Below are 12,933 nucleotides of genomic sequence, written 5' to 3' on the forward strand. Positions count from 1 at the left end.
AGCCGAAACGGGACAGACGGCCGATCGGTTCCCTCTCGGTCAGATCCGCGCCGCTGCCGTGATCGCCGCCATGGCCGCGGGATCGGCCTCCGGCCCCCGCCGCTCCAGGGCGAAGACCGGGACGTCGCCGGCGAAGCGGGCGATGGTCTCCCGGGTCTCCTCCAGCGGCACGGTGCTGCCGGGGGTCTCGCTGAGCACGATGGCGCGGACGTCCAGCCCGGCGCCGCGCAGCACGGCGAGCGTGGTCAGGGTGTGGCTGATGGTGCCGAGATAGCTGCCGGCGACCAGCAGCACCGGGATGCCCAGCGCCGCCATCCAGTCCAGCACGGTCTCGCGCCCGGTCAGCGGCACCATGGCGCCGCCGACGCCCTCGACCAGCAGCGGGTCGTCGTCGGCCGCAGCGATGGCGGCCCGCCCCTGCGCCACCAGCGCGGCAAAGTCGATTGTCCGGCCCTCCCTCCGCGCGGCCATGTCCGGCGACAGGGGGGCGACGAAGCGCCAGGGCGCGATCTCGGCCAGCGCCGCGTCGGTGATCTTCCGGTCGAGCGCGCGCAGCAGCATCGCCGGGTCGCTGTCGCCCTTGGTCGAGTCGTCGAAGCCGCTGACCACCGGCTTCAGCGCCCGCACCGCCCGGCCCTGGCCGCGCAGGTGCCGGGCCAGGGCGGCGGTGACGAAGGTCTTGCCGATCTCGGTGCCGGTGGCGGTGACGAACAGCGCGCTCATCGGCCCAGCCCTTGCGCCCTCAATGCCTTGGCCAGGCGCTCGATCTCGGCCTCGGGATGGTTGGCGGTGAAGGTGATGCGCAGCCGCGAGGTGCCCGGCGCCACGGTCGGCGGGCGGATCGCGGTCACCAGGAAGCCGTCGGCCTCCAGCCGCTTCGCCGCGTCCAGCGCCGCCGCCGCGTCGCCGATGATCACCGGCACGATCGGGCTTTCCGCCGGCGGCAGGCCCATCAGCCCGGTGAACAGCCGGGCCTTGAGCACCGGCCGGGCGACCAGCGCGGCATCGCCCTCGATCAGGTCCAGCGCCGCCAGCGCCGCCCCGGCCGAGGCCGGGGGCAGGCCGGTGGAATAGACCAGGGTACGGCTGCGGCTCTTGATCAGGTCGATCACCGGCGCCGCGGCGCAGAGATAGCCGCCATAGCTGCCGACCGCCTTGGACAGCGTGCCCATCTGCAACGGCACATCGGCCTTGCGGCCGCCGATGAAGCTGGAGCCGCGGCCGCCGCCGACCACGCCGATGCCATGCGCGTCGTCGGTCAGCAGCCAGGCATCGTGGTCCGCGGCCAGCGCGGCGAGGTCGTGCACCGGCGCCAGGTCGCCATCCATCGAGAACACGCCGTCGGTGGCGATCAGGCAGCGCTCATGCTTGCGCCGCCGGGCCTGCAGCAGCTCGGCGAGATGGCCGAGGTCGTTGTGGCGGAACACGGCGACCGGCGCCCCGGCCAGCTTCGCCCCGGTCCAGATGCAGGAATGCACCAGCTCGTCGACCAGGATCAGGTCGTTCTCGCCGACCAGGGTCGGGATGATGCCGGCATTGGCGAGGTAGCCGGAGCCGAAGACGCAGGCCGCCTCGGCCCCCTTCAACACCGCCAGCCGGCGTTCCAGCTCGTCGAGCAGCGGGGTGTTGCCGGTCACGAGTCGCGAGGCGCCCGCCCCGGCGCCGTAGCGTTCGACCGCCGCCTGCGCCGCCGCCTTCACCGCCGGGTGCTGGCTGAGGTTCAGATAGTCGTTGCAGCAGAAGGACAACAGCCGGCGGCCGCCGCGCAGGATCCAGAGTCCATCCAGCCTTTCGGTCGGCTGCAGGGTGCGCAGCAGGCTGCGCGCGGCCAGGGAGCGGATCTTCCCCGCGGCGAATTCATCGAGAGATTTCATGCGTTTGGTCTTGAGAGCTCACATGCCGGACGGCGGAGATGGCTTGACGTGGCCGGCCGGGACAGTAGCTTCGGGTCCCATCGGGCGCAATTGCGCCCCTCGGGAGATGTCCGCGCGATGACGACCCTGGACCGCCAGATGATCACGACCACGGCCACGATCACCGCCACGCGCCCCCCGGCCCCGCTGGGGACGGTGCACAGCAACTGGACGGTGGCGGACATCCGCGCCCTGTTCGCCCTGCCCTTCCCCGAGCTGATCTTCCAGGCCCAGACCGTGCACCGCATGCGGTTCAACCCGGCCGAGGTCCAGATGTCGCGGCTGCTGTCGATCAAGACCGGCGGCTGCCCCGAGGATTGCGCCTACTGCCCGCAGAGCGCGCAGTTCGAGACCGGCGTCGACGCCTCCAAGCTGATGGAGGTGGAGACCGTGCTGGCCGAGGCCCGCGAGGCCCGCGACGGCGGCGCCACCCGCTTCTGCATGGGGGCCGCCTGGCGGTCGCCCAAGGACCGCGACATCGACAAGGTCTGCGCCATGGTCGAGGGCGTGCGCGCCATGGGCATGGAGACCTGCATGACCCTGGGCATGCTGACCCCGGACCAGGCCGGGCGGCTGAAGCAGGCCGGCCTCGACTACTACAACCACAACCTCGACACCTCGCCGGAGTTCTACGGCGAGATCATCACCACCCGGACCTACCAGGACCGGCTGGACACCCTGTCCCATGTCCGCGACGCCGGCATCGCCGTGTGCTGCGGCGGCATCGTCGGCCTCGGCGAATCGATCGGCGACCGCGCCTCGCTGATCCACAGCCTGGCCAGCCTGCCGGTGCATCCCGAGAGCGTGCCGATCAACCTGCTGATCCAGGTCGAGGGCACGCCGCTGGCGGGCAGCGACCGGGTGCATCCGATCGACTTCGTCCGCACCATCGCCGTGGCCCGCATCGTGATGCCGGCCTCGAAGGTGCGGCTGTCGGCCGGGCGCGAGGACATGACCGACGAGATGCAGGCGCTGTGCTTCGTCGCCGGCGCCAACTCGATCTTCTGCGGCGCCAAGCTGCTAACCACCCGGAACCCGGGCGAGGACCGCGACCAGGCGCTGCTCGACCGGCTGGGCATGGTGCCCGAGCCGGGCCCGGAGATCGCCAGCGCCGATGCCGCCTGAGGGTCCTGCCTGGCTCGACCAGGGCTGGCTGCATGTCTGGCTGCCCTACGCCCAGATGAAGCATGCGGCGGTGCCGCTGCCGGTGGTGGCAACCGAGGGCGTGCGCATCCGGCTGGCGGACGGGCGCGAGCTGATCGACGGCATCGCCAGCTGGTGGACCGCTTGCCACGGCTACAACCACCCGCACATCCGCCAGGCGGTGGAGCGGCAGCTCGCGGCCCTGCCCCATGTCATGTTCGGCGGGTTGGCGCATGAGCAGCCCTACCGCCTGGCCGCGCGCCTCGCTGCGCTGCTGCCCGGCGATCTCGACCGGGTGTTCTTCACCGAATCCGGCTCGGTCGCGGTCGAGGTCGCGATCAAGATGGCGGTGCAGTACGGGCTGAACCGCGGGCTGAGGGGCCGGTCGAAGGTCCTGGCCTTCCGCGGCGGCTATCACGGCGACACCATCGCCACCATGGCCGTGTGCGACCCCGAGGAGGGCATGCACAGCCATTTCGGCGGGCTGCTGCCGGAGAATGTGATCGCCGACCTGCCGCGCGACGCGGCCGGTCTGGCGGCGCTGGATGCGCTGTTGCAGCGGCGCGGTCCCGAGATCGCGGCGATCCTGGTCGAGCCGCTGGTCCAGGGCGCCGGCGGCATGCTGTTCCACGAGCCGGAGGTGCTGCGCCGGCTGCGCGACCTGGCCGAGCGGCACGACGTGCTGCTGATCTTCGACGAGATCTTCACCGGCTTCGGCCGCACCGGCTCGATGTTCGCCTGCCAGCAGGCCGGGGTGGTGCCCGACATCCTGACCCTGTCCAAGGGCCTGACCGGCGGCACCCTGCCGCTGGCGGCGACGGTGGCCTCCGCCAGCGTGTTCGAGGGCTTCTGGTCGGACGACCCCGGCCACGCGCTGATGCACGGCCCGACCTATATGGGCACCGCGCTGGGCTGCGCCGCCGCCAACGCCACGCTGGACCTGTTCGAGACCGAGCCGCGGCTGCAGCAGGTGGCGGCGATCGAGGCCCAGTTGAAGCGCGAGCTGGAACCCTGCCGCACCCTGCCCGGCGTGCGCGACGTCCGCGTGCTCGGGGCCATCGGCGTGGTCGAGCTGGAAGCGATCCGCGACCTCGCGGCCCTGAAGCGCCGCTTCGTCGCGGCCGGCGTCTGGGTCCGGCCGTTCCGCAACATCGTCTACCTGACCCCCGCCTTCACCATCGCGCTGGACGAGCTGTCGGTGCTGACCGGCGCAATCGCGACGGTGCTGGGCGAGGGCTGAGGCGCCCGACTCACGGCCATGCCACCCTCACCCTCCCGTCGCCTTTGGCGTGAGCGTAGCCTTTCCGGCTTCCCCACATCGTCATTGCGAGCGCAGCGAAGCAATCCATCGGGCCGCTCGTGCGGGACCATGGATTGCTTCGTCGGCTTCGCCTCCTCGCAATGACGGTAGGGGGAAGGCCGACCCTCAGCGCGGCCGCTGCATGCTGAAGACGGTGTCCAGCACGCCGTACTCCATGTAGCCGAGCCGCGAGATCGCGCGCCGGGCGGAGAGGTCGATGCGGCCGTCGACGATGACCGCATCGTCGATGTGGATCGACACCACCTCGCCGATCACGATCGCGCCCGGCATCGGCTCGCCCGCCGCCGTCGTCAGCGGCACCGACTTGACCCAACGGCATTCCAGCGCCGCGGCGGCCGCCGCCACCCGGGGCGGTTTCACCAGCCGCGACGGCACCATCTCCAGCCCGGCGAGGTCGGCTTCGCTCACCTCGGGGCCGACGGTGGCCGAGGTGGTGTTCATCTGCTCGCGCAGGTCCCAGGTGGCGAGGTTGGCGACGAATTCACCGGTGACCTCGGCGTTGCGTTGCGAATCCTTCGGCCCGCTGGGCGCGAACATCACCATCGGCGGCCGGTCCGCCACCGCGTTGAAGAAACTGTAGGGCGCCAAATTGACCACGCCCGCGGGGCTGACCGTGCTGATCCACCCGATCGGCCGCGGCACCACCAGCGCCTTGAACGGATCATGCGGCAGCCCGTGGTCGCGCAGCCTGGGTTGGTAGTCCATGGATCGTCTCGCGGCTTGGGAGACCCGATAGAAGGGCGGCCTAGGCGGCCGGGTCAAGACGGCAGCGGGGAAGCAGCCCTGCCTGTACGGATTTATCTCCGCTGGAGCCGAATCGCACATCCCTGCACACTCCATCCGAGACATTCGGCGCGGCCCTCCGCGGCCGACCGTTCGGAGGGAGAGAGCGATGTCCATCCTTGTCCTGGCGCTGCTGATCGGGGTCGTGGCCGGGCTGCGGGCGCTGACCGCGCCGGCGGCCGTGGCCTGGGCCGCCCATCTCGGCTGGCTGCCGCTGGGTGGCACCTGGTTGGAGTTCCTGGGCTACACCGCCACGCCCTACATCCTCACCCTGGCCGCGATCGCGGAGCTGGTCGCCGACCAGCTGCCGCGGACCGGCAGCCGCAAGGCGCCAGGGCCCTTCGCCTTCCGGATCATCGTCGGGGCGCTGTGCGGCGCCGCCTTGGGCGAGCCCGGCAGCATGCTGATCGGCGGCGCGGCGGCGGGCGCCATCGGCGCCGTGATCGGCACCCTGGCCGGCTATCAGGCCCGGATGCGGCTGGCCGCGGCGGCGGGCCGGGACCTGCCGATCGCCCTGCTGGAGGATGCGATCGCCGTCGGCGGTGCGCTCTGGATCGTCGCGTCGGTGTAGGCCGAGGGGCCGGAGGTCGCCCGGCCCCTGTCCCCGCTCAGAAGGTCAGGTTGCGCACGATCTGCCATTGGCCGGACGGGTTGCGGCGCCACACCGTCAGATAGGGGCCGGAGGAGCTGTGGGTCTCGCCCTTGGCGTCGACCCTCGTGGTGCCGCCATGGCCCCATTCGTAGATCAGCCCGTCGCGGATCGACTGGATGCCGTCCTGCTGGATGGTGCCGCCGGTGACCTTGCTGCCGGGCGCGAAACGCTCCGCGATGAAGGCCTCGATCGCCGCCCGGCCGGCAATGGTCTTGCCGTCGCCGAGGATGAACATGGCGTCATCAGCGAAGGGGGCGACGGCGCGGCGGGCGTCCTGCGCCTCCAGCGCCGGGATCCAGTCGGCGTTGGCCGCGTCGATCACCGGCCTGGCCGCGGCCAGGTCCTCCTCCGGCGTGCCGGCCCAGGCGCCGGGGGACAGCGCCGCGCAGAGCGCCAGGGTGGCGACGGCCAAAGTCTTGGAAGGCAGGATGGTCTTCATCAGGCTCCTCCTCGCAATTCGCGTTTCTTGCCGAGGGGTCGGGACCGGCTCCGGGACGGTCGTCCGCCATGGCCTTGCCCGGCCGTCCGGCACTATAACCTCCAACCCGGTTAGGCATGGGCGGAAAATCCGCATCAGGGCGGCGGTTCGGCATTGCCGTGCCGGAGATGACAAAAGCTTCATGCAGGGCCGCGGAATAGCCGGGGTGCCCGCGGGGTCAACGGTCTGTCGGTTCACGACGCCAACCCATGGACAAGATCATGTCTCTCGCCCGCTTCCCCTGGTTCCGCCTGCTGCCGCTGGCCGCCCTCGCTTTGGCCGGCACCGCCCTGTCGGCGTTCGCGTTGCCGCGCGTGGTGCCCGATGAGATCGACCCGGTCTCGCTGCTGCCCTTCACCAACACCGTGGACGGGGCCGGCGTGGCCACCGCGGTGCAGGGCGACCCGTTCGCGGCCCGGGGCGTCACCATGCCGGACTTCACCGCCGCGGTGACGCGGATCATGAGCGAGACCTTCGCCACCCGCTTCGTCCCGGCCGCCGGCCACGGCGCGGGGCCGAAGCCCTTTGTCGCCCTTGCCTTCAACCCGGCGGCGGGGCTGCTGCCGGAGGCGCTGTGCAACGGCCGGCCGGTGGCCACCGAGGCGGCGCGGCGCCCGATCGTGGTCCGGGCCGCCACCTGCATCGACGGCAGGGCGCAATCCGCGGCCACCGGCTATCTCGACCAGGCTGCGGGGCCCGCCGACCCGGGCTTCACCAGCCTGGTGCAGGGCCTGACGCAGCGGCTGGTGAATCTGTGAGGGACCGCTACAGCACCGTGACGATGCGTCCGACCACGCGGGCGGCGATGCCGGCGGCGGCGTCGAGGAAGGCAGGGAAGTCCATGTGGCTGTCACCGCCGGCGAGGTCGCTGAGCGCCCGCACCACCACCGCCGGGGCGCCGAAGCGCTGGGCCACCGCCGCCACCGCCGCGCCCTCCATCTCCACCGCCACGCCGCCGAAGCCGAGATGCAGCCGCTCGCGCGCCACGGGGTCGTTGACGAAGCTGTCCCCGGTCAGGATGGTGCCGAAGATCAGTCGGGAGCGATGCGGCTCGCCGCCGGTCGCCGCGGCACTGAATCCACCGATATCAACGCCTTCCAGTGCGTCCTTGATCTTCGACATCAGGTCGGGCGGCAGGATGTAGCCGATGTCCTCGGGGAAACCGGGCAGCGGCGGGACACCGGGCTGGTAGGGCTTCAGCCGGCCACCGACCAGGGCGCCGTAATCATGCATCACCAGCCGGTCGGCCACCACCACATCGCCGATGCCGAGATCGGGGTCGAGCCCGCCGGCGACGCCGGAGAACAAGAGCGCCCGGCATTTGAACTCCTGCAGCAGCAGGGTCGCGACCATGGCCGCATGGCTCTTGCCGATGCCGGCCTCGACCGCCACCAGATCCTTGCCGCCGAGCCGGCCGATGCGGAAGCGGCAACCGGCGATCTCGCGCTCCTGCCGGATCACCAGATCGGCATGCGCCGCCAGCTCCTGCGGGATCGCCGCCATCAACCCGATCGGTCCGTTGCCGCCCATCGCATCCCTCCGCGCCACGTCCCCGCCCTTATGCCTGGGGCGGGGACAGGCGCCAAGGGGATGCGACGGTCAGGACAGGCCGAGAGCCGGCCGGGCGCGCGGGCCGATCAGGCGATAGGCCACGATCAGCAAGCCGAACCACACCGGGGCGACATAGAGGCGCCGGGCATGGCTGCCTTGCCCGCCGCTCTGGCTGACGACCCCCAAGCACGGTCGGCCCAACATTGCAGGCGTAACGCGATGATCGGGCGATGAAACACTTTTGTGGAGCTTTTGCCGTAAAATGCATCCGGAACTGGCTTTCGTGAGAGTGAGCACCGGATCGATGACCATGGCGACCGTCCTGGACGAATTGCGCGCCGACCCCGAGGCCTTCCTGCGCCACTACGCGGTGGCCATTGCCGGCCGGGCGCCCGATCTGACGCAGCTTCAGGAAAAGCGGGCGAAATTCCAGCTGCGCACCGAAGGGCGCGCGGCGTTCCGCGGCTTCCAGACCGGCATCGCGGGCCTGCGGTCCAAGCAGAAGGACCGCCCCTCCATCCAGTTCGCCCAGCTGCCCGCCAACAGCAACGCCGCGCTGGGGCCCGACGTCGCCGAGGTCTGGTACGTGCCGATGGCCGAGGACACCACCCGGATGGCCAACCGCCACACCCTGCTCTCCGGCACCGAAGGCCCCGACATCGCCTTCACCTCCCAGCTGTCGGGCTGCACCTTCTCGATCGGCACCGCGTCGCAGGGTGGCGGCCTGATCGTGTCGCATATCCGCCCGCCCCAGGGCCGCCAGCCGGACGCCGCGGACTACCAGGCCATGCGCGACGCGGGATCGCTGGGCCCGATGGCCCATTTCTTCGATCGCGAATCCCGCCCCGGCCAAACCTCCTACGGCGAACCCGGCAATCTCGCGACGATCATCGGAGTCAGGCGCGGCGGCACCTGGCGCTTCTATGCCCAGATCTACAACCTGGTCGACCGGCGCCTGTACAAGGTGGAGCGCCTGAACGCCTGATCGGCCCGACACAAAGGCTGGACGCCGCCCCTGCATCGCTGGCAATTCTGCAACGACGGTCGCGTGGGAACCCGACGGCCGCCGAACGAATTGTGCGGACATGGCCTTGGGCCGGGGCCCCGAAGCCTCGGCGCCCGATCGCCGTGGGAACAGAGGCCGAAGCCCCCGATGAGCATCCTGACCGACAGCGCCGCCGCCACCTGGGGAATCGCGGCGCTGGCCACCATCGGCGTGATCGCACGGCCCTGGCGCCTGCCGGAGGCGATCTGGGCGGTGGCGGGCGCCGCGGCCCTGGTCGGGTTCGGCCTGCTGTCCGGCAGCGATGCGCTGATGGCCATCGGCAAGGGCGCCGACGTCTACCTGTTCCTGATCGGCATGATGCTGCTGGCCGAGCTGGCCCGGATCGAAGGGCTGTTCGACTGGGCCGCGGCGATCGCCGCCCGCCAGGCCCGCGGGTCGGCCAGCCGGCTGTTCGGGCTGACCTATGTCGTCGGCATCGTCGTCACCGTGTTCCTGTCGAACGACGCCACCGCGGTGGTGCTGACGCCCGCGGTCTATGCCGTGGCGCGGGCGGCCGGGGCGCCGCCCCTGCCCTACCTGTTCATCTGCGCCTTCATTGCCAACGCCGCCAGCTTCGTGCTGCCGATCTCCAACCCGGCCAACCTCGTGGTGTTCGGCAGCCAGATGCCGCCGCTGCTGACCTGGCTGTCCTGGTTCACCCTGCCGTCGGTGCTGGCGATCGGCGCCACCTTCGTGGCGCTGCGGCTGACCCAGGCCAAGGCGCTGCGCGCGCCGATCGCAACCGACATCGTGGTGCCGGCCCTGCCGCCGGGCGGCCACATCGCCGCCTGGGGCCTCGGCGCCACCGCCGTGGTGCTGCTGCTGGCCTCCGGCTTCGGGCTGGATCTCGGCCTGCCGACCGCGCTGGCCGGCCTGGCCACCACCGCCATCGTGCTGCTGCACCGCCGCGCCGCGCCGTGGCGGCTGATGCGCAGCATCTCCTGGGAGGTGCTGCCGCTGGTCGCCGGCCTGTTCGTGCTGGTCGAGGGGCTGGACCGCACCGGCGTGGTCCACCTGCTGGCCGGCACCCTGCAGGAGGCCGCTTTCCGCTCCATCGACGGCACGTCCTGGGGCGTCGGCGTGATCGTGGCGGTGGCGACCAACCTGATGAACAACCTGCCGGCCGGGCTGATCGTGCAATCCACCCTCGCCCAGGCACCGGTGCCGCCGCAGCTGGCCGGCGCCGCCCTGATCGGCGTCGACCTCGGCCCCAACCTGTCGGTCACCGGGTCTCTGGCCACCATCCTGTGGCTGGTCGCCCTGCGCCGCGAGGGCATCGAGGTCGGCGCCCTGCAGTTCCTGCGCCTCGGCTGCATCGTCATGCCGCCCGCCCTGCTGCTGGCCCTCGCCGGGTTCCTGCTGCCGTGGTGACCGCCCCGGACACCGGCTTGACGAGAACAAACACTAAACACTTGCGCTGCCGCCCGGCGATGGGCTGATCTGGTGCGGTGACGGCGACGGCCGTGACGGCGTTTGTCGGGACAAGGGATCATGAGCGCGCTGGCGGAGACCGCCGAACCGCTGCTGCCGGCGGCCTTCGAAGGCTGGTTCCGGCACAAGGGCTGGACGCCGCACCTGCACCAGCTGGCGATGCTGCAGGCGGCGCGCGACGGCGTGCACGCGCTGCTGATCGCCCCGACCGGCGGCGGCAAGACCCTGTCCGGCTTCCTGCCCTCGCTGACCGAGCTGGCGGAGCGGCCGCGCGAGGGGCTGCACACCCTCTACATCTCGCCGCTCAAGGCCCTGGCGGTCGACATCCACCGCAACCTGGAGCAGCCGATCGCCGAGATGCGGCTGCCGATCCGGGCCGAGACCCGCACCGGCGACACGCCGCAGGCCAAGCGCGAGCGCCAGCGCCGCCACGCGCCGCAGATCCTGATGACCACGCCGGAAAGCCTGGCGCTGATGCTGTCCTATGGCGACGCCGACCGCATCTTCGGCGGCGTGCGCTGCGTCATCATCGACGAGCTGCACGCTTTGGCCGGCACCAAGCGCGGCGACCTGCTGGCGCTGGGCCTCGCCCGCCTCGCCTTCCATGCGCCGACGGCGCGGCGGGTCGGGCTGTCGGCCACCGTCGCCCATCCCGACGCGCTGGTCGCCTGGCTGTCGCCCAGCGGCCATGCCGATCCGGCGCTGGTGCGCACCGTCCAGGGCCCGCCCGGGATCAAGCCGATCGTCGAGATCCTGGAGGCCGAGGCGCCGCTGCCCTGGTCCGGCCACATGGGCACCTATGCCGTGGCCGACCTGTACGACCGCATCCGCAAGGCCGGCACCACCCTGCTGTTCGTCAACACCCGGGCGCAGGCCGAGCTGGTGTTCCAGGCGCTGTGGCGGGTCAATGACGACGTGCTGCCGATCGCGCTGCACCATGGCAGCCTGGCGGCGGAGCAGCGGCGCAAGGTCGAGGCGGCGATGGCGCGGGGTGAGTTGCGCGCCGTGGTCGCCACCTCCTCGCTCGACCTCGGCATCGACTGGGCGGCGGTCGACCTGGTGATCCAGATCGGCGCGCCCAAGGGCGCCAGCCGCCTGCTGCAGCGCATCGGCCGCTCCAACCACCGCTTCGACGAGCCCTCGGTGGCGCTGCTGGTGCCGGCCAACCGCTTCGAGGTGCTGGAGTGCCAGGCCGCCGCCGACGCGGTCGAGGCGATGACGCTGGACGGCGACCCGCCCGCCCCCGGCACGCTGGACACGCTGGCGCAGCACCTGCTGGGCTGCGCCTGCTCCGCCCCCTTCGACGCGAAGGAGATGTATGCCGAGGTGCGGCGGGCGGCGCCCTATGCCGCGCTGACCCGGCGCGACTTCGACGACGTGCTCGATTTCGTCGCCCACGGCGGCTACGCGCTGCAGGTCTATGACCGCTTCCATCGGCTTAAGCGCGACGCCGACGGCCGCTGGCGCGTGGCCAGCCCGGTGGTGGCGCGGCAGTACCGCATGAATGTCGGCACCATCGTCGAGGAGGAGACGCTGAAGGTCCGGCTCGGCGGCGGCTTCGGCAAGGTGCTGGGCGAGGTCGAGGAGTATTTCGCCCAAGGCCTGGTGCCGGGCGACACCTTCATGTTCGCCGGCCAGCTGCTGCGCTTCGAGGGCATCCGCGAGATGTCGGTGATCGCCAGCCGCGCCGCCAGCGGCGAACCCAAGGTGCCGGCCTTCGCCGGCGGCCGCATGCCGCTGACCACCCATCTGGCCGACCGGGTGCGCCGCCTGCTGTCGACCCCCGCCCATTGGGCCGGGCTGCCCGACGATGTGCGCGAATGGCTGGAGCTGCAGCGCCACCGCTCCGGCCTGCCGGGCCCGGGCGAGCTGATGGTCGAGACCTTCCCGCGCGGCGGCCGGCACTACATGGTGGCCTATTGCTTCGAGGGGCGGCAGGCGCACCAGACCCTGGGCATGCTGCTGACCAAGCGGATGGAGCGGGCCGGGCTGGGGCCGATCGGCTTTGTCGCCACCGACTATGTGCTGGCGACCTGGAGCCTGCATCCGGTGACCGACCCGGCGCCGCTGTTCAGCGAGGACATGCTGGGCGACGACCTGGAGGCCTGGATGGGCGATTCCAGCCTGCTGCGCCGCACCTTCCGCAACGTCGCCATCATCGCCGGGCTGATCGAGCGGCGGTCGCCCGGCGAGAAGAAAACCGGGCGCCAGGTCACGGTCAGCGCCGACCTGATCTACGACGTGCTGCGCCGGCACCAGCCCGACCATGTGCTGCTGCGGGCCACAAGGGCGGATGCGGCCCGCGGCCTGGTCGACGTCGCTCGCGTGGCACTGTCGCTGAAGCGCGCCCGGCGCAAGCTGACCCACCGCGCGCTGGACCGGGTCTCGCCGCTGGCCGTCCCGGTGCTGCTCGAGATCGGCCGCGTCAGCGTCGCCGCCGGCGCCATCGACGCGATGCTGGAGGAGACCGCCGCCGAGATGATCGCCGAAGCCACGCCGCAGAAGGCCGAAGGGCGCCGGCGGCGGGGGTGAGCGGCGCAGCAGGACCGACCGAATTCTGGCCCCCCTGCCCCATCCCGCTGAATTCGCTACGATCCACCCCGGCAGCCAGATTCG

General features: G+C 71.6%; 13 protein-coding genes. 7 read left to right on the top strand and 6 right to left on the bottom strand.

All coding sequences use genetic code 11. From position 1 onward, the window contains the following. Positions 1 to 39: 39 nt before the first annotated feature. The gene (bioD, locus tag AB4112_RS27040) at positions 40 to 723 is read right to left on the bottom strand and encodes a dethiobiotin synthase (RefSeq protein ID WP_441724126.1); all 684 of its coding nucleotides are present in this window, start codon (positions 721 to 723) and stop codon (positions 40 to 42) included. Continuing rightward, positions 720 to 1,874: an aminotransferase class I/II-fold pyridoxal phosphate-dependent enzyme gene (locus AB4112_RS27045; RefSeq protein ID WP_441724128.1), complete on the bottom strand. Its 1,155-nt coding sequence runs from the start codon at positions 1,872 to 1,874 to the stop codon at positions 720 to 722. Before AB4112_RS27045 ends, bioD begins: the two co-directional genes overlap by 4 nt. 117 nt (positions 1,875 to 1,991) lie before the next feature. On the opposite strand from AB4112_RS27045, the gene bioB reads away from it, so the two are divergent. After that, positions 1,992 to 3,038, top strand: coding sequence for a biotin synthase BioB (gene bioB / locus AB4112_RS27050; RefSeq protein WP_441724130.1), 1,047 nt, complete (start codon positions 1,992 to 1,994; stop codon positions 3,036 to 3,038). Then, on the top strand, positions 3,028 to 4,296 hold the full coding sequence (locus AB4112_RS27055) for an adenosylmethionine--8-amino-7-oxononanoate transaminase (RefSeq protein WP_309799312.1): 1,269 nt from the start codon (positions 3,028 to 3,030) through the stop codon (positions 4,294 to 4,296). The genes bioB and AB4112_RS27055 overlap by 11 nt, the downstream gene beginning before the upstream one ends. 186 nt (positions 4,297 to 4,482) lie before the next feature. Here the strand turns inward: AB4112_RS27055 and AB4112_RS27060 are convergent, their stop codons facing one another. After that, a complete protein-coding gene (locus tag AB4112_RS27060) occupies positions 4,483 to 5,082 on the bottom strand; it encodes a flavin reductase family protein (RefSeq protein ID WP_309799310.1) in 600 nt (199 codons plus the stop codon). Between the two features lie 187 nt (positions 5,083 to 5,269). On the opposite strand from AB4112_RS27060, the gene AB4112_RS27065 reads away from it, so the two are divergent. Beyond that, the gene (locus AB4112_RS27065) at positions 5,270 to 5,731 is read left to right on the top strand and encodes a DUF4126 domain-containing protein (protein ID WP_309799309.1); all 462 of its coding nucleotides are present in this window, start codon (positions 5,270 to 5,272) and stop codon (positions 5,729 to 5,731) included. Between the two features lie 37 nt (positions 5,732 to 5,768). On the opposite strand, the gene AB4112_RS27070 is transcribed toward AB4112_RS27065, so the two are convergent. After that, positions 5,769 to 6,251, bottom strand: a complete 483-nt coding sequence (locus tag AB4112_RS27070; protein WP_441724132.1) for a YybH family protein — start codon at positions 6,249 to 6,251, stop codon at positions 5,769 to 5,771. A gap of 248 nt (positions 6,252 to 6,499) precedes the next feature. On the opposite strand from AB4112_RS27070, the gene AB4112_RS27075 reads away from it, so the two are divergent. After that, a complete protein-coding gene (locus tag AB4112_RS27075) occupies positions 6,500 to 7,048 on the top strand; it encodes a hypothetical protein (protein WP_441724134.1) in 549 nt (182 codons plus the stop codon). 7 nt (positions 7,049 to 7,055) lie between these two features. Here the strand turns inward: AB4112_RS27075 and AB4112_RS27080 are convergent, their stop codons facing one another. After that, on the bottom strand, positions 7,056 to 7,820 hold the full coding sequence (locus AB4112_RS27080; protein WP_309799303.1) for a 5'-methylthioadenosine/adenosylhomocysteine nucleosidase: 765 nt from the start codon (positions 7,818 to 7,820) through the stop codon (positions 7,056 to 7,058). 69 nt (positions 7,821 to 7,889) lie between these two features. Then, positions 7,890 to 8,153: a hypothetical protein gene (locus AB4112_RS27085; RefSeq protein ID WP_309799301.1), complete on the bottom strand. Its 264-nt coding sequence runs from the start codon at positions 8,151 to 8,153 to the stop codon at positions 7,890 to 7,892. Between AB4112_RS27085 and AB4112_RS27090 the strand changes: the two genes are divergently transcribed. From AB4112_RS27090 to AB4112_RS27100, 3 genes are all read left to right on the top strand, one after another. After that, the gene (locus AB4112_RS27090; protein WP_309799299.1) at positions 8,152 to 8,826 is read left to right on the top strand and encodes a hypothetical protein; all 675 of its coding nucleotides are present in this window, start codon (positions 8,152 to 8,154) and stop codon (positions 8,824 to 8,826) included. The two genes, AB4112_RS27085 and AB4112_RS27090, sit on opposite strands and share 2 nt — an antisense overlap. 168 nt (positions 8,827 to 8,994) lie before the next feature. Next, positions 8,995 to 10,257, top strand: coding sequence for an arsenic transporter (locus AB4112_RS27095; protein ID WP_441724137.1), 1,263 nt, complete (start codon positions 8,995 to 8,997; stop codon positions 10,255 to 10,257). 120 nt (positions 10,258 to 10,377) lie between these two features. Next, positions 10,378 to 12,849, top strand: coding sequence for a ligase-associated DNA damage response DEXH box helicase (locus AB4112_RS27100; RefSeq protein ID WP_309799296.1), 2,472 nt, complete (start codon positions 10,378 to 10,380; stop codon positions 12,847 to 12,849). Positions 12,850 to 12,933 lie beyond the last annotated feature (84 nt).

The organism is Inquilinus sp. 2KB_23, from assembly GCF_052115705.1.
GTDB lineage: Bacteria > Pseudomonadota > Alphaproteobacteria > DSM-16000 > Inquilinaceae > Inquilinus > Inquilinus ginsengisoli_A.